This is a genomic window from Pseudomonas sp. SST3 (assembly GCF_003325755.1).
In genome coordinates, this window is sequence record NZ_QORI02000001.1 from 357,365 (window position 1) to 373,971 (window position 16,607).

15 protein-coding genes and 1 pseudogene are annotated in these 16,607 nt (G+C 62.1%); 11 read left to right on the plus strand and 5 right to left on the minus strand.

All coding sequences use genetic code 11. The annotated features are described in order from the left end of the window. Nucleotides 1-79: 79 nt before the first annotated feature. The 9 genes and pseudogenes from rfbB (at nt 80) to dctM (ending at nt 10,286) form a co-directional block, all read left to right on the plus strand. Nucleotides 80-1,150, plus strand: coding sequence for a dTDP-glucose 4,6-dehydratase (gene rfbB / locus DQ405_RS01765; RefSeq protein WP_168422636.1), 1,071 nt, complete (start codon nt 80-82; stop codon nt 1,148-1,150). Continuing rightward, nucleotides 1,147-2,019 (plus strand): glucose-1-phosphate thymidylyltransferase RfbA, encoded by an 873-nt coding sequence (gene rfbA, locus DQ405_RS01770; RefSeq protein WP_168422637.1) that lies wholly within the window; start codon nt 1,147-1,149, stop codon nt 2,017-2,019. The genes rfbB and rfbA overlap by 4 nt, the downstream gene beginning before the upstream one ends. Continuing rightward, on the plus strand, nt 2,016-2,561 hold the full coding sequence (gene rfbC, locus DQ405_RS01775; RefSeq protein ID WP_168422638.1) for a dTDP-4-dehydrorhamnose 3,5-epimerase: 546 nt from the start codon (nt 2,016-2,018) through the stop codon (nt 2,559-2,561). The genes rfbA and rfbC overlap by 4 nt, the downstream gene beginning before the upstream one ends. Then, a pseudogene (rfbD, locus tag DQ405_RS01780) lies at nt 2,558-3,468 on the plus strand (dTDP-4-dehydrorhamnose reductase). Before rfbC ends, rfbD begins: the two are co-directional and overlap by 4 nt. Before the next feature lie 102 nt (nt 3,469-3,570). Next, a complete protein-coding gene (locus DQ405_RS01785) occupies nt 3,571-5,370 on the plus strand; it encodes a sensor histidine kinase (protein ID WP_168422639.1) in 1,800 nt (599 codons plus the stop codon). A gap of 1 nt (nt 5,371) precedes the next feature. Beyond that, nucleotides 5,372-6,763 (plus strand): sigma-54-dependent transcriptional regulator, encoded by a 1,392-nt coding sequence (locus DQ405_RS01790; protein ID WP_168422640.1) that lies wholly within the window; start codon nt 5,372-5,374, stop codon nt 6,761-6,763. A gap of 384 nt (nt 6,764-7,147) precedes the next feature. Further along, nucleotides 7,148-8,140, plus strand: coding sequence for a C4-dicarboxylate TRAP substrate-binding protein DctP (gene dctP / locus DQ405_RS01795; protein ID WP_168422641.1), 993 nt, complete (start codon nt 7,148-7,150; stop codon nt 8,138-8,140). Between the two features lie 238 nt (nt 8,141-8,378). Then, nucleotides 8,379-9,005: a TRAP transporter small permease gene (locus DQ405_RS01800; protein WP_168422642.1), complete on the plus strand. Its 627-nt coding sequence runs from the start codon at nt 8,379-8,381 to the stop codon at nt 9,003-9,005. Further along, nucleotides 9,006-10,286: a C4-dicarboxylate TRAP transporter large permease protein DctM gene (dctM, locus tag DQ405_RS01805; protein WP_168422643.1), complete on the plus strand. Its 1,281-nt coding sequence runs from the start codon at nt 9,006-9,008 to the stop codon at nt 10,284-10,286. 77 nt (nt 10,287-10,363) lie between these two features. Here the strand turns inward: dctM and DQ405_RS01810 are convergent, their stop codons facing one another. Further along, nucleotides 10,364-10,972, minus strand: coding sequence for a 2OG-Fe(II) oxygenase (locus DQ405_RS01810; RefSeq protein ID WP_168422644.1), 609 nt, complete (start codon nt 10,970-10,972; stop codon nt 10,364-10,366). 152 nt (nt 10,973-11,124) lie between these two features. On the opposite strand from DQ405_RS01810, the gene DQ405_RS01815 reads away from it, so the two are divergent. Beyond that, entirely contained in the window at nt 11,125-11,925 is an 801-nt protein-coding gene (locus tag DQ405_RS01815) for a hypothetical protein (protein WP_168422645.1), read from the plus strand. Here the strand turns inward: DQ405_RS01815 and DQ405_RS01820 are convergent. After that, the gene (locus DQ405_RS01820) at nt 11,906-12,844 is read right to left on the minus strand and encodes an alpha/beta hydrolase (RefSeq protein WP_168422646.1); all 939 of its coding nucleotides are present in this window, start codon (nt 12,842-12,844) and stop codon (nt 11,906-11,908) included. The two genes, DQ405_RS01815 and DQ405_RS01820, sit on opposite strands and share 20 nt — an antisense overlap. Nucleotides 12,845-12,929: 85 nt before the next feature. On the opposite strand from DQ405_RS01820, the gene DQ405_RS01825 reads away from it, so the two are divergent. Then, a complete protein-coding gene (locus tag DQ405_RS01825; protein WP_168422647.1) occupies nt 12,930-13,520 on the plus strand; it encodes a DUF6436 domain-containing protein in 591 nt (196 codons plus the stop codon). Between the two features lies 1 nt (nt 13,521). Here DQ405_RS01825 and DQ405_RS01830 read toward each other — a convergent pair whose 3' ends face one another. The 3 genes from DQ405_RS01830 to potA form a co-directional block, all read right to left on the minus strand. Next, nucleotides 13,522-14,418, minus strand: a complete 897-nt coding sequence (locus DQ405_RS01830) for an ABC transporter permease subunit (protein WP_168422648.1) — start codon at nt 14,416-14,418, stop codon at nt 13,522-13,524. A 76-nt stretch (nt 14,419-14,494) separates the two neighbouring features. Continuing rightward, a complete protein-coding gene (locus DQ405_RS01835) occupies nt 14,495-15,391 on the minus strand; it encodes an ABC transporter permease subunit (protein ID WP_168422649.1) in 897 nt (298 codons plus the stop codon). Beyond that, a complete protein-coding gene (gene potA / locus DQ405_RS01840; protein WP_168422650.1) occupies nt 15,388-16,539 on the minus strand; it encodes a polyamine ABC transporter ATP-binding protein in 1,152 nt (383 codons plus the stop codon). The genes DQ405_RS01835 and potA overlap by 4 nt, the downstream gene beginning before the upstream one ends. Nucleotides 16,540-16,607: the final 68 nt, after the last annotated feature.

A 16,607-nucleotide genomic window follows, 5' to 3' on the forward strand; every position in this document is an offset into this window, starting at 1 on the left:
TTTGTATTTTCGGCAGGTCTATCCTGCCGACATGCCAAGAGCCTGTTGCTCTGTAGCGCGCCAAGGAAGCCTTTCAATCATGCGCATTCTCGTAACCGGCGGAGCCGGATTCATCGGCTCTGCTCTGATCCGCCACCTCATCAAAGACACCGAGCACAGCGTCCTGAATCTGGACAAGCTGACCTACGCCGGCAACCTGGAGTCGCTGGCAGACGTGCAAAACAGCGATCGCTATCAGTTTCTACAAGCAGACATCGCCGACCGTGAGCGGGTGAGCGAAGCGCTGCTGGAGTTCCAGCCGGACGCCATCATGCATCTGGCCGCCGAATCCCATGTCGATCGCTCCATCGATGGCCCGGCCGAATTCATCCAGACCAACATCGTCGGCACCTACCAGCTGCTCGAAGCGGCACGCGCTTACTGGCAGACCCTGCCGACCGAGCGCCGTGAAGCCTTCCGCTTCCACCATATTTCCACCGATGAGGTGTACGGCGATCTGCACGGTGTCGACGATCTGTTCACCGAGACCACGCCCTACGCACCCAGCTCGCCCTATTCGGCCAGCAAGGCTTCGTCAGACCATTTGGTCCGTGCCTGGCAGCGTACCTATGGCCTGCCAGTGCTGATCACCAATTGCTCGAACAACTACGGGCCCTACCATTTCCCGGAAAAGCTGATTCCGCTGGTGATTCTCAACGCGCTGGATGGCAAGCCGCTGCCGGTCTATGGCGACGGCGCCCAGGTACGTGACTGGCTCTACGTCGAGGACCACGCCCGCGCGCTGTTCAAGGTTGTCAGCGAAGGCAAGGTCGGCGAGACCTACAACATCGGCGGTCACAACGAGCAGAAGAACATCGACGTCGTACGCGGTATCTGCGCCCTGCTCGAAGAGCTGGCGCCGCAGAAACCCGAAGGCCTGGCACGCTTCGAGGACCTGATCACTTTCGTCAAGGACCGCCCGGGCCACGACCTGCGCTACGCCATCGACGCCAGCAAGATCGAGCGCGAGCTGGGCTGGGTGCCGCAGGAAACCTTCCAGACCGGCCTGCGCAAGACCGTGCAGTGGTATCTCAACAACCTCGAATGGTGCCGTCGCGTACAGGATGGCAGCTATCAACGTGAGCGCCTTGGCGCGCTGGAGAACGCATGAAAGGAATCATCCTCGCCGGAGGCTCTGGCACTCGTCTGCACCCCATCACCCTGGGCGTATCCAAGCAGCTGCTGCCGATCTACGACAAGCCGATGGCTTACTACCCGATTTCGGTGCTGATGCTCGCCGGGATTCGCGACATCCTACTGATATCCACCCCGCAGGATTTGCCGCAGTACAAGAATCTGCTGGGTGACGGCAGCCAGTTCGGAGTGAACTTCAGCTACGCCGAACAGCCGTCACCGGACGGCCTGGCTCAGGCCTTTCTGATCGGTGAGGAGTTCATCGGTGATGACTCGGTGTGCCTGATCCTCGGCGATAACATCTTCCACGGTCAGCATTTCACCGAGAAGCTGCAGCGTGCCTCGGCGCAGCAGAAAGGCGCCACGGTCTTCGGCTACTGGGTCAAGGATCCGGAGCGTTTCGGCGTGATCGATTTCGACGAGAACGGCAAGGCGTTGTCGATCGAAGAGAAGCCGGCCAAGCCGAAATCCAGCTACGCGGTAACGGGTTTGTACTTCTACGACAACGACGTGGTCGAGATCGCCAAGTCGATCAAGCCGTCACCGCGCGGCGAGCTGGAGATCACCGACGTCAACAACGCCTACCTCAAGCGTGGCGACCTTAACGTCGAGCGCTTCGGTCGTGGCTTCGCCTGGCTCGACACCGGGACCCATGACAGCCTGCTTGAGGCCTCGCAGTACGTGCAGACCATCGAGCACCGCCAAGGGCTCAAGGTTGCCTGCCTGGAGGAGATCGCCTACCAGAACAAGTGGATCGACCGCGAGCAGCTACTGCGCCGTGCCGATGCGCTGGGCAAGACCGGCTACGGACAGTACCTGTTCAAGCTGGCGGGTGAAGACGCATGAAGGTCATCGAAACCGACATTCCCGATGTGCTGATCATCGAGCCCAAGGTGTTCGGTGATGAGCGCGGTTTTTTCTACGAAAGCTTCAACGCTGCGGCTTTCGAGGCGGCCACCGGGCTCAAACGGACCTTTGTTCAGGACAACCACTCCAAGTCCCAGCGCGGCGTGCTGCGCGGGCTGCACTACCAAATCCAGCAGCCGCAGGGGAAGTTGGTACGGGTCGTCGCCGGCGAGGTGTTCGACGTAGCGGTGGATCTGCGCCGCAGCTCGCCCAGCTTCGGTCGCTGGGTCGGCACCCGTCTGAGCGCCCAAAACCAGCGCCAGCTATGGATTCCTGAAGGTTTTGCGCACGGTTTCGTGGTACTCAGCGAAAGTGCCGAGTTCCTCTACAAGACCACCGACTACTACGCGCCAGCCCATGAGCGCTCACTGCTCTGGAACGATCCGCAGATCGGCATCGAGTGGCCGTTCCAGGAGCTGCCGCAGCTATCGCAGAAGGATGCGGCAGGAAAGGTTCTCAGCGAAGCGGAGCTGTTTGCATGAAAATCCTGATCACCGGTAGCAAGGGGCAACTGTCTCAGGAGCTGCAACTGGCGCTTGCCGGTGAAGGGAAGGTGCTCGCTTTGGGCCACAAGGTGCTGGACTTGGCCGAGCCGATGCAGATCCGCCAGCAAGTTCGCCTGCTGCGCCCCGACCTGATCATCAATGCCGCCGCCTACACGGCGTCGACCCGGCGCAGGACAATCGCGACCAGGCCTTTGCAGTGAACGCCACCGGACCTGCTGTGCTGGCCGAAGAAGCGGCCGCGCTTGGCGTACCCCTGATTCACTACTCCACCGATTACGTCTTCGACGGGCGCAAGCGCGAGCCGTACCACGAAGAGGACCAACCGGCCCCGTTGAGCGTATATGGCGCCAGCAAGCTGGCCGGCGAGCAGGCGATTCAGGCGGTCGGCGGCCAGCATCTGATCCTACGTACGAGCTGGGTCTATTCGCTGCACGGTCGTAATTTCCTCCTGACCATGCAACGCCTGTTGCAGGAGCGTGACGCGCTGTCGGTAGTTGACGACGAAGTCGGCGCACCAACCTGGGCCGGCACCATCGCCGCAGTGACCGCCGAGATGGTGCGCAAGTGGCGCACGGGCAACGGCGGCCCCAGCGGGCTGTACCACCTGACCGCCAGCGGCGAAACGTCCTGGTACGGCTTCGCCTGCAGCATTGCCCAACATTTGGAACGCCAAGGTCTGTTGCGGGCCCGGCTCGAACCCATCCAGTCCACGGACTACCCCACCGCTGCCCAGCGTCCGCTCAATTCGCGGCTCAGCTGCGCACGCTTGCAACATGACTGGGGCGTCGAGTTGCCGGACTGGGAAACCGCGTTGCATCAATGCCTCGGCAACACAGGCAACTTTCAGGCGATTGAAGGCCTTCAGGCCACACAAAGCATTTGAATGCCGCTGGGCATCGGCTCGGCCGTCCATTCCGCCCGCGCCTGCGGCGCCCTGCCCTGTGCTTAAGGTGCATAATGCCGCCCGAATCACAGGCGCATCTGCATGACACCACTCGAACCTCCTCGTCGCCCACGTTGGCGCAATCTGGCCCTGGTCGCTTTGCTGCTGGCGCCACTGCTGTGGCCGCTGCAGCAACTGGCCGAACGTTATTACAGCAATGAGCTGATCGAGCAGAACCGCCAGACGCTCGACCTCTACGTGGCCAACCTGCTCGGCTCGCTGCGTCGCTACGAGGTGCTGCCACGCATCCTCGGCGACTTGCCGACCCTGCGCACGGCACTGCGCCAGCCGGACAGCCCTACCGCCAAGGACCAGGCCAATCGCCTGCTGGATCAACTGCGCAAGGAAACCGGCGCCGATGTGATCTACCTGATGGCACCCGATGGCAACACCCTGGCGGCGTCGAACTGGAACGACGAGGACAGCTTCGTCAATCGCAACTTCGCCTTCCGGCCCTATTTCAGGGAAGCCATGGCCGGCAAGCTGGGTCGCTTCTTCGGCCTCGGTACTACTTCTGGCAAACGCGGCTACTACTTCGGCGCGGCCGTGCGCGACGGCGACGAGGTGCTCGGCGCGCTGGTGGTCAAGGTGGACCTGGACTACACCGAGACACTCTGGGGCAACACGCCCGAGCAGCTCATGGTGACCGACAATTTCGGTGTGGTGATCCTCACCTCCAAGCCGGAATGGCGATTCCGCGCAAGCCGGGCGCTGGATATCGAAGAACGCGAGCAGATCGCGTCCGAACGGCCCTACCCGACGCTCGAGCCCCAAGATCTGACGCTCGATATCGATGCCTGGCTGATCCAAAGTCGAGAGCTCAAGGAAACCGGCTGGACGGTACGCATCCTCGCCCCGATCAGCCTGGTCGAACGACCGGTGCGGACTGTCGTCGCGATCGGTGCGGCCACCCTCGCCGCGTTATTGCTGCTGCTCGGGTTGTTGATGCAGCGTCGCCGCCACTACCTGGAGCGCATCGCCCTGGATGCCAAGGCGCGGCAGCAGCTAGAGCGCCGCGTGCAGGAACGGACGCAGGATCTGGAGGCGCTGAACAGCCGGCTCAAGGAGGAAGTACTGGAACGCGAGCAGGCCCAACAGGAGCTGGTCCGTGCGCAGGACGAACTGTTGCAAGCCGGCAAGCTGTCGGCGCTGGGCACCATGTCGGCGAGCATCAGCCACGAACTCAATCAACCGCTGGGGGCGATTCGCAGTTATGCGGACAATGCCGGTGTGCTGCTCGATCAACAGCGCAACGAAGAAGCCCGCGACAATCTCCGACTGATCAGCGAACTGACCGCACGCATGGCGTCGATCATCGCCCACCTGCGCGCTTTTGCACGTCGGGATCGGCACGCGCCGGAGCGGGTGGCGCTACAGCCGGCCCTGGACGATGCGCTGGCCTTGCTGGCCAAGCGTCGCCAGGCCATGGGCGTCGAGCTGATTCGCGACCTTCCGGACGCGACGTTGTGGGTTCAGGCGGGTGAAACACGGCTGCGGCAAATCCTCTCCAACCTGCTGGCCAATGCGCTCGACGCGCTCAACGAGCGGCCACCGGTACGGCGCATCTGGCTGCGCGCCGAACGTCAGGGAGACGGCGTCTTGCTGACCCTGCGCGACAATGGCCCGGGCTTTTCCGCCGCGGCGCTGCAACGCGCCCGCGAGCCATTCTTCACCACCAAGACCAGCGCCCAAGGCCTGGGGCTGGGTCTGGCCATTTGCGATACCCTGACGCGGGCCCTGGACGGCGAGCTGACCATGGCCAACCATCCCGACGGCGGCGCCCAGCTCAGTCTTTACCTGCGATCCGCCGACCCCGGCGTCGCCTTTCCGAGCGAGGACTAGCATGACCAGCCAGATCGACCCGCAGTTTCAGGTAGTCCTGGTCGATGACGACCCCCATCTGCGCAAGGCGCTGAGCCAGACGCTTGACCTCGCCGGGCTCAAGGTGCTCAGCCTGGGCGATGCGCGCGGCCTGCCCGCGCTGTTGACGCCGGACTGGCCCGGCGTGGTGGTCAGCGATATTCGTATGCCCGGGCTCGACGGTCTCGAGCTGCAGCAGCAGTTGCACGCGACTGACAGCGAGCTTCCGGTTCTGCTAATCACCGGCCATGGCGACGTCCAGCTGGCGGTACAGGCGATGCGCGCCGGCGCTTATGACTTTCTCGAGAAACCCTTTCCCAGCGAGGCGCTGCTCGACAGCGTGCGCCGCGCATTGGCGTTGCGCCAGCTGGTACTCGACAACCGCAGCCTGCGCCTGGCGCTGGCCGACCGTCAGCAATTGTCGACGCGCCTGCTTGGCCAGTCACCAGCCATGCAGCGCTTGCGCGAACAGATCGGCGCGCTCGCAGGCACCCAGGCCGATGTGCTGATCCTCGGCGAAACCGGAGCCGGTAAGGAGGTCGTGGCGCGCGCGCTGCATGACCTGTCCAGTCGGCGCGCCGGTCCCTTCGTCGCCATCAACGCCGGCGCGCTGGCCGAGTCTGTGGTCGAAAGCGAGCTGTTCGGTCACGAGGCGGGCGCCTTTACCGGCGCGCAGAAACGTCGCATCGGCAAGTTCGAGTTCGCCAATGGCGGCACCCTGTTTCTCGATGAAATCGAAAGCATGAGCCTAGATGTGCAAGTCAAGCTGCTGCGCATGCTGCAGGAGCGGGTCGTCGAACGCCTGGGCGGCAACCAGTCCATTGCGCTGGATATCCGTGTGATCGCCGCCACCAAGGAGGATCTACGCCAGGCTGCCGACCAGGGCCGCTTCCGTGCCGACCTCTACTACCGGCTGAACGTGGCGCCGCTGCGCATCCCACCGCTGCGCGAACGCAGCGAGGACTTGCTGTTCCTGTTTCAGCATTTCACCGAAACCGCTGCCAGCCGCCACGGCCTGCCAATCCGCGAGCTACGCCCGGAACAGCGCGCGCAGCTGCTCCGGCATGCGTGGCCGGGCAACGTGCGCGAACTGCAGAACACCGCGGAGCGATTCGCCCTGGGTCTCGAGCTGGGCCTCGAAGATCCGAGCCAGATCGCCGCCGGCACAGCTGCTTCGGCCGGCAGCGCGCTCAACGAGCAAGTCGACGCCTTCGAACGGGCTCTGATCGCTGCCGAGCTGGCCCGGCCGCATGGCTCGTTGCGCAGCGTCGCAGAGGCTCTCGGCCTACCCCGCAAGACACTCCACGACAAGTTGCGCAAGCACGGCCTGGTTTTCAATGAAGCTGGCGGAACCTCGCCGGAAGACGGCGAATAGCTGGCGGATTTCCGCCACGAGCCAATGATCGGGAACCGGGTTTTCCCCCGCTGTGCGCTTTTGCCACGCCTTTGCAACAGTTGTCCGGCTAGATAACGCGCGCGGCCTAACCCAGCCGTCATCAATGAAAGCTCCGGGTTAGACGTGCTGGTTGAGAAATATTCGTCAGCATTCTGCCACTACACCGGTAAACTCCGGCATCACGAGGGCGGGCTATGTGTCTTCTGGCACAGCACTTGCTCTCGCTAATCCACGAGTTGGTGAAACAGGTCTACCCATGGGCGCCGCGACTTTTCCTCGATGACGCCTAGACTTGTCTTGCCGGCCACAGCCGAGCCGCCGTTGAGAAACGACGACTCAATTCACAACAAGAGGAAAACAACAATGTTCAAACTGACCGCCACGGCGCTTGCCTGCGCTCTGTCACTGGGTGTCGCAGGCCTGGCCCAGGCTGCCGATCCGATCCTGATCAAGTTCTCCCACGTGGTTGCGGACAACACGCCGAAAGGCCAGGGCGCCAACCTGTTCAAGAAGCTGGTAGAAGAGCGTCTGCCCGGCAAGGTTGAAGTTCAGGTCTACCCGAACTCCTCCCTGTTCGGTGACGGCAAGGAAATGGAAGCGCTGCTGCTGGGCGACGTGCAGCTGATCGCGCCTTCGCTGGCCAAGTTCGAGCACTACTCCAAGGGCGTTCAGGTGTTCGACCTGCCGTTCCTGTTCGACAACATCCAGGCGGTAGACCGCTTCCAGCAGAGCGAAGCCGGCCAGAGCCTGCTGAGCTCCATGGAAGACAAGAACATCACCGGCCTGGGCTACTGGCACAACGGTATGAAGCAGCTGTCCGCCAACAAGGAACTGCGCGAGCCGAAAGACGCGCGCGGTCTGAAGTTCCGCGTACAGGCATCCGCTGTACTGGACGAGCAGTTCAAGGCGCTGCGCGCCAACCCGCGCAAGATGAGCTTCGCCGAGGTGTACCAGGGCCTGCAGACCGGCGTGGTCAACGGTGCCGAGAACCCCTACTCGAACATCTACTCGCAGAAGATGCACGAAGTGCAGAAGCACATCACCGAGTCCGATCATGGTCTGCTCGACTACATGCTGATCACCAACACCAAGTTCTGGAATGGCCTGCCGGCTGACGTTCGCGGCGAGCTGGAAACCATCCTGGACGAGGTTACCGTTGAGGTGAACAAGCAGGCTGACGCGCTGAACCAGAAGGCCAAGGCCGACATCCTGGCCGCGGGCACCACCGAAATCCTCGTACTGACGCCGGAAGAGCGCGCCAAGTGGCGCGAAGCCATGAAGCCGGTCTGGAAGAAGTTCGAGAACGAAATCGGTGCAGACCTGATCAAGGCCGCTGAAGCGTCCAACGCTCAGTAAGTACTGACTGAAAGGGAGCGAGTGACCCTCGCTCCCTTCATTCAGCAAGGCAGTACCGACAGCGCAGCGAAAAAAACATAACGACATCGCGACCAAGACGGCAGCTGAATCAGCGCCTTTCTCGCCTTGTCCAGAACAGGCCTTTTCACTGCTCTGTCATCCGGTTACCAGGCCGGCTCATGGCGCACGCTCCGTACGCCTGTCGACACACAATGCATTCCATCGGGAGATGTCATCCATGAACGCCCTCTGGCGCGTCTGGGACCACTTCGAGGAGGGCTTCATCGCCTTTCTGCTGGCCGCCATGACTCTGGTGACCTTCGTTTACGTGGTCCTGAACAACCTCTACACCGTTTTCTACAGCCTTGCCGAGTCCTTTCCGGCAGCTGAAGACTTCTTCTTCGCCATTGGCGATTTCGTCATCGGCTTCGCCCAGGCGATGACCTGGAGCACCGCGCTGACCAAAGCACTGTTCGCCTGGCTGATCTTCTCCGGCCTGGCCTACGGTGTGCGTACCGCCGGCCATATCGGCGTCGATGCGCTGGTCAAGCTCGCGTCGCGCCCGGTACAGCGTTACATCGGCATCGTTGCCTGCCTGTTCTGCCTGGGTTATGCCGGCCTGATGAGCGTGGCCAGTTTCGAATGGATCCAGGCGTTGTTCACCGCCAATATCGGCGCGGAAGACCTTGGCCATTTCGGTGTCAAGCAATGGCACATCGGCATGATCGTGCCGATCGGGTTCGCGTTGGTCTTTATCCGTTTCGTCGAGATTTTCGTGCGCATCCTGCGCAACGAGCAAACCGGCCTGGGCCTGGCAGACGAAGCTGCCGAAGCGGCCAAGCTCGGTGAAGAGGAGCCGAAGTAAATGACTATCCTGTTCCTCTTCCTGGCGCTGTTCGCCCTGATGTTCATCGGCGTGCCGGTGGCCGTTTCGCTCGGCCTGGCCGGCTCGTTGACCATTCTGCTGTTCAGCCCGGACTCGGTCACTTCGTTGGCGATCAAGCTGTTCGAGACGTCCGAGCACTACACCCTGCTGGCTATTCCGTTCTTCCTGCTGGCTGGCGCCTTCATGACCACCGGCGGTGTGGCACGACGTCTGATCGACTTCGCCAACGCCACCGTCGGCCACATCCGTGGTGGCCTGGCCATCGGTGCGGTAATGGCTTGCATGCTGTTCGCCGCACTTTCGGGTTCGTCGCCGGCAACCGTCGCCGCGGTCGGCTCCATCGCCATCGCCGGCATGGTCCGCTCCGGCTACCCTCAGGCCTTCGGCGCCGGCATCGTCTGTAACGCCGGCACCCTGGGCATTCTGATCCCGCCCTCTATCGTCATGGTCGTCTACGCCGCCGCTACCGAAACCTCGGTGGGCAAGCTGTTCATGGCCGGTGTGGTGCCAGGCATTCTGCTGGGCGTCGGGCTGATGCTGGCGATCTATATCATTGCCGTGAAGAAGAACCTGCCGGCGATGCCGCGGGCGACCTTCCGTGAGTGGCTGTCATCGGCACGCAAGGCGGTATGGGGCCTTCTGCTGATGGTGATCATTCTCGGCGGAATTTACTCCGGCATGTTCACCCCGACCGAAGCGGCTGCGGTTGCGGCGGTGTATTCGGCCTTTATCGCGCTGTTCGTCTACAAGGACATCAGCATTCGCGATTGCCCGAAGGTGCTGCTGGAGTCGGGCAAGCTCACCATCATGCTGATGTTCATCATCGCCAACGCGATGCTCTTCGCACACGTGCTGACAACTGAGCAGATTCCGCAACAAATCACCGCCATGGTGCTCGAGGCTGGGCTGCAACCCTGGATGTTCCTGCTGGTAGTGAACGTCGTGCTGTTGATTGCCGGTGCGTTCATGGAGCCGTCGGCGATCATCCTGATCCTGGCGCCGATCCTGTTCCCGATCGCCGTGCAGCTGGGTATCGACCCGATTCACCTCGGCATCATCATGGTGGTCAATATGGAAATCGGCCTGATCACTCCGCCAGTGGGGCTGAACCTGTTCGTCGCCTCGGCGGTAACCGGTATGCCGGTCACTCAGGTGATTCGCGCAGTGCTGCCGTGGCTGGCCTTGCTGCTGACATTCCTGATGATCATTACCTATGTGCCGGCGATCTCCCTGGGCCTGCCTAACCTGCTGGGGATGTAATAAACGCCGCACATGCTTTTTTCTTTAGCCCGGCCTTAGTGCCGGGCTTTTTTATGCGTGTCCAGAGCGTTTCGGTCTTAGAGCGCCAACACATCCACCGGACGCCGGCGAAACCAGCCGGTCAACGACATCCGATCGCTGCGGGTGACCAACACTTCATGGGGAAAATCACCGGACATAAAGATCAGCAGGTCGCCGGCCTGCGGCGGGATGTCCCGGCTCGATCCATCAGCGAAATGCATGCGCAGCTCACCCCCATCGGCGGGCTGCCAGTTCGGGTTAAGGTAGAGCACGGCGCTGACGCAGCGGCTGTCGTCATCGCGGAAACGATCCAGATGGGTCTGATAGAAGGCACCGGGCGGATAGAGCGCGAAGTGGCACTCGAACTCTTCCAGACCAAGAAACAGCTCGCGATTGAGCATCTGCCGCAACCCGTCCATCAGCGCCAGGTAGGCATCGCAGACCTCCGCCTGTCCCTCTTCCAGCCAGTGAATATGGTCGCCACGAATACCTTCGCGCACTGCCTGTTCCTCGCCTCGACCGACACCGGCGGGTAACAGCTCACCCTCGGCATAACGTCTGCGGCACTCGTCGGCCAGCTCTTGGGTCACATCATTGGACAGGAAGGAACTCTGCAACGACCAGCCGCGCGCGGCGAGATCGTCGATGATCATAGAGAACGGCAAGGAAGGTGACTCCAATGGGTCGGATAACGTTTCCCCGCGGCCTCGGTGGGCCCGCCCGGAAACAGCGGCTGAGTCTAGCAGCAGTGCTTTCGCTCCTCGACAAGCCCGGGGCGCGACGCCGAAAATAAACCGCCCGCCACAGAGGAGCTTCCATGCGCGCCCTTATTGCTTGTGTATTACTCGCCTTCAGCCTGAACACGCTGGCCGATAGCTACGATGAACTCTACGAGGCCGCAGGCTGGGCCGAGCAGCGCGCCAACTTTTCCGATGCCCTGACGGCCGCTCAGCAACGCTACAAGAGCAGCTTGCCGCCCGCGGTTTATCAGGCGCTGGTGAACAACAGCAACCGGCGCTTCGCGGTCAACGCCATCGACCAGCGTGCCAAGCAGGCATTACGCAATAATCTGCAGGACCCGCAGCCAGCGCTCGACTTCTTCCAGTCACCGCTGGGTCACAAGGTCGTCGCGGCAGAAACCTTGGCTGGCCGCCGCGAGCAGCTGGCCCGCTACGAGAATGGCTTGCCACGCATGGAAGCCGGCAGCAATCGGCAACTGTTGATCCGTCATCTGGCGCAGGCATTGCCGGCGGCTGAAGCCGGTGCGGAGGTCAGCCTGGCGCTCGCCGGGGTCGCGGCCGATAGCCTCAGTCAGATGATTCCCGGCCTGCTCGGTGGCGGGCAGGCACAGGGGTTGCTCGACAGCCAGCGCGAGCGTTTGCAACAGCAGGTCGAGAGCGACCTGGACAACACCTTGCTGTACATCTATCGCGACCTCTCCGACGCCGAACTGGAGGAGTTCGTCGACTTCGCCCGATCGGAAGCCGGCCAGCACTACTACCAGGCCGCGCTAGAAGCCCTGCGGGCCGGCCTTGCGGTCGGCATGAGCAGCAGTGAAATTCAGGCACAGGCTGGCGCCGAGGATAAAGCGCTTGAGGCTACTTCAGCCGCTCGCTGAGAAAATCGAAATACTCGCGGCGTATTGCTTCGCGCTCGTTGACCAGATGATGACGTGCGCCGGGGAGGCAGAGGATCTCCGGCGTGGTGAATTTGCCTTCGAGTACCGGAAGGTTGTGCTGCCAGTCGACGGTCATGTCAGCGTCCCCCTGGATGATGATCGGGCTGTGCGAACTGCGCGGCGCATTCTCGATACGGGGAATCCACCGTGACAGTGCGCCGACCCAGGCAGTCGGCAGAATGTCCGGCTGCAGCGGATCGCCCGACTGGATGAACTGGAGAAACGCCGGATCGCCCGAGTTCTCGCTGAAGCGGCGAGGGATCTGTTTGACGAAGCGCCGTACCATTTCATAACTGAACCGCGACCAGCCCCAGGCGCGTGGCCGCACCAGCGGCGCCAGCAGAATGCCGCGCCCCAGTTGCGGGTGCTCCGGCTGACCGAGCAGATAATCGAGCACGATCGCAGCCCCGGTGCTCTGCCCCAACAGGTGCCAGGGCTGCGGCAGCTCCAGCCTTTCAGCCTCATGCAGCAGGCCGTGCAGCACTGCCTGATATTCATCGAATTCGTTGATGCTGGCGCGCGGGCCGCTGGACAGGCCATGCCCCGGCAGGTCGCAGGCGAGCACGGCGAAGCCCATGTGCAGCCCCCAGTCCACGACGTGCCGGTAAAGGCCCATATGGTCGTAATAGCCGTGCAGGATCAGCAGCGTCGCTACCGGCTGTTCGGGATACCACGCCTGTGCGGCAACCTGATAACCGTGCACCGAAAAGCAGCCCATACGCCGCTGGATACCCAAGCGATGGGGCAGATCCAAGCCGTAGTAGGCCTGGTAGAAGCGCGCGTCAGCGGTGAGCTCGGCTCCATGACTGAGGGGCCTCAGCTGTGCGCGGAGGGCGTCGGGATCGATTTGCGAAGGCATGACAGGTTTTCTTGCTCAAGTTGAACAGATATTCAGCTCTGCAGCGCGACGTGGCAAGCTGACGCCTCCATCGAAGAGCGCCTCCATGTCCTTACGCAGCAAATATCTGATAGCAGCGCTCGTCGCGCTACTGTGGGGCGGCGCCATGCTGGCCGCTTTCTGGTGGTTCGAGGCGCGCTATCTGCGCCCCTTCGAAAGCGAAAGTACGCAGTTGTTTTCAGGTGAGAACCTGGCGCTGCCCTCAGCCCTGGCCGGCGACGGGCCGATCCGCGTCGTGCATTTCTGGGATCCGGCCTGCCCCTGCAACGCAGGCAACCAGCAACACCTGTCCGAACTGGTGCAGCGCTTCGGCGATCGAGGTGTGCGCTTTTATGCGCTGCAAAAGCCGGGCACTCGGGGCCGTCTGCCGGAACAGCTGGCCGGCCTGCACGCCCTTTCTGCTTTTCCCGGCGCAGACAGCCTGCCAGCCAGCCCGGCCGTGGGTATCTGGGATACGAGCGGTCGCCTGGTCTATGTCGGCCCCTATAGCGAGGGCGCCGTGTGCAACTCCAGCAACAGCTTCATCGAGCCGATCCTCGAAGCGGTGCTGGCGGATCGTCAGGTCAACGCCACGCATTCGCTCGCGGTGGGCTGTTTCTGTGACTGGAACCCCGCCAGCCAGGGAGCGGTCAGGTAGCTCAGCTATGGGCCGAGGGTGGCGTCGCGACCGTATTGTCGACTGCCGGCCGCCAATTCGACTGAGCGCCCTCATCCATGGCCTGGCGCATCGCGCGAACCCTGCGTTTCTCTGCACGACGGCTGAAGTACCAGGCGAGGAAAGTCGCCAGCGACACCACCAGCAGGATCAGACTGGCCACCGCGTTGATCTCGGGCTTCACGCCAAGCCTGACGGCGGAGAAGATCTCCATTGGCAAGGTGGTCGAGCCCGGCCCGGAAACGAAGCTGGCCAGGACCAGATCGTCCAGCGACAGGGCGAACGAAAGCATCCCACCGGCCGCCAGCGATGGCGCGATCATCGGCATGGTGATCAGAAAGAACACCTTCCAGGGCCGCGCACCGAGGTCCATTGCCGCTTCCTCGATGGATTGGTCAAGCTCGCGCAGACGCGCCATCACGACCACCGCGACATAAGCCGAGCAGAAGGTGGTATGCGCGATCCAGATGGTCACGATGCCCCGCTGTGCCGGCCATCCGATCAGTTGTGCCATCGCGACGAACAACAGCAGCAGCGATAGACCGGTGATCACTTCAGGCATGACCAGCGGCGCGGTGACCAACCCGCCGAACAACGTGCGGCCTCGGAAATTGGGAATCCGCGTCAGCACGAACGCCGCCATGGTCCCCAGCGCCACCGCGGCCACAGCGGTATACAACGCAATCTCCAACGAGCGCATCACCGCGCCCATCAGCTGGCTGTTGTCCAGCAAGCCGATATACCACTTCAGCGACCAGCCGCCCCACACCGTCACCAGCCGCGACGCGTTGAACGAATAGATGACCAGCAGCACCATCGGCAGATAGATGAACAGCAGCCCAAGCACCAGGATGAGATTGGAAAAGCTCAGACGCTTCATAGCTTGCCCCCCGACTCTTTCGCCGTGCTGGTGGGTGACGTGCCGGTTGAACAGGGCAGCCGGCTACTTGGATGAGTCATAGCTTGCCCTCAAGTTCTTTGGCCTGGTTGCGGTTGAACAGAATGATCGGCACCAGCAGGATCGCCAGCATTACCACAGCAAGTGCGGACGCCACTGGCCAGTCACGGTTGTTGAAGAACTCCTGCCAGAGCACCTTGCCGATCATCAGCGTTTCGGGCCCGCCCAGCAGTTCAGGGATGACGAACTCACCTACTACCGGAATGAACACCAACATACAGCCAGCAATGATGCCGTTCTTCGACAGCGGCACGGTGATCTTCCAGAAGCTGGTGAGGTTGCGCGCACCGAGGTCCGAGGCGGCTTCGAGCAGGCTGAAGTCGTGCTTCACCAGATTGGCGTAGAGCGGCAGGATCATGAACGGCAGGTAGGAATAAACCACGCCGATGTATACAGCCAGATCGGTGTTGAGGATGCGCAGCGGTTCGTCGATCAGGCCCAGGCCCATGAGCAGGCCGTTGAGAATACCGTTGCTGCTGAGGATGCCCATCCAGGCGTAGACGCGGATCAGGATCGCAGTCCAGGTCGGCATCATGATCAGCAACAACAGCACGGTCTGCAGATCCTTGCGCGCCCGGGCGATGGCGTACGCCATGGGGTAGCCGATCAGCAGGCACAGAAGGGTGCTGAAGAAGGCAATTTTCAGCGAGCCGGCATAGGCGGCCCAATACAGATCGTCTTCGCTGAGGAAGATGTAATTGCCAAGATTGATCACCACCTGCAGCTGTTGCTCGGCGTAGGCGAAGATATCCGTGTATGGCGGAATGGCCACATCCGCTTCGGCAAAGCTGATCTTCAGCACGATGGCGAATGGCAGCAGAAAGAACAGCATCAGCCACAGGAAGGGCACGCCGATGACCAGTCGGCGCCCGCTGTTCAAGCGCGAGCGGCTCATGCCTGCAGCACCACGCCGCTGTCGCTCTGCCAGTGCAGATAGACCTGTTCTTCCCAAGTCGGCCATTTCACGTGGCGCTCGGCGTTGGCGACGAAGGCCTGCAGCAGCATCCCCGACTCAAGCTTGATGTAGTACACCGAGTGACCGCCCAGGTAAGCGATATCGTGCACCTCGCCCTGCACCCAGTTGTAGTCGGCCATCTCCAGCACCGGCTTCTCCAGGCTCATGAGGAGTTTTTCCGGGCGCAGGGCGTAGGTCACGCGCTTATCCTGGGCCCGCGTGCTGATGCCGTGGCCGACATAGATCGGCCGCTCCAATTGCGGGCAGGCGATCACGGCATAGGCTTCGGAGTCTTCGATCAACTCGCCGTCGAACAGGTTGACGTTGCCGATGAATTCGCAGACCAGCCGACTAGCCGGCGTTTCGTAGATATCCATCGGGCTGCCGACCTGGGCGATCCAGCCCAGGTGCATGATTGCGATGCGCTCGGCCATGGTCATGGCCTCTTCCTGGTCGTGCGTAACCATCACGCAGGTCACGCCGACCCGCTCGATGATCTGCACCAGCTCCAGCTGCATCTGCGAGCGCAGCTTCTTATCCAGGGCACCCATGGGCTCATCGAGCAGCAGCAGCTTCGGGCGCTTGGCCAGTGATCGCGCCAGCGCCACCCGCTGCCGCTGACCACCGGAAAGCTGATGCGGCTTGCGCTTGGCATATTGGGTCATCTGCACCAGGCCGAGCATTTCCTTCACTCGTTCGTCGACCTCGGCCTTGGCCAATCCGTCCTGCTTGAGGCCGAAGGCGATGTTCTGCTCCACGCTCATGTGCGGAAACAAGGCATAAGACTGGAACATCATGTTGATCGGCCGCTCATAGGGCGGCATGTCGGTGATGTCCTGACCGTCGAGGAAAATCCGTCCTTCGGTAGGCCGTTCGAAGCCCGCCAGCATGCGTAGCAAGGTTGATTTGCCCGAGCCCGAGCCTCCGAGCAGCGCGAATATTTCGCCCTGATGGATACTCAGCGAGACATCATCGACCGCCACCGTTTCATCGAACTTCTTGGTGACGCGGTCGATCTTCAGCAGCACCTGCTTGTTCTGGCTCTCACCGGTGAGGGCTTTTTTGTAGGCGCTGGAGGCAACTGCCATGCGCGAACTCCCGATTGGAAAAATAGGCCCGGCGCGCCGGGAGTATCGGGTGGGCGCGATGCACCCAC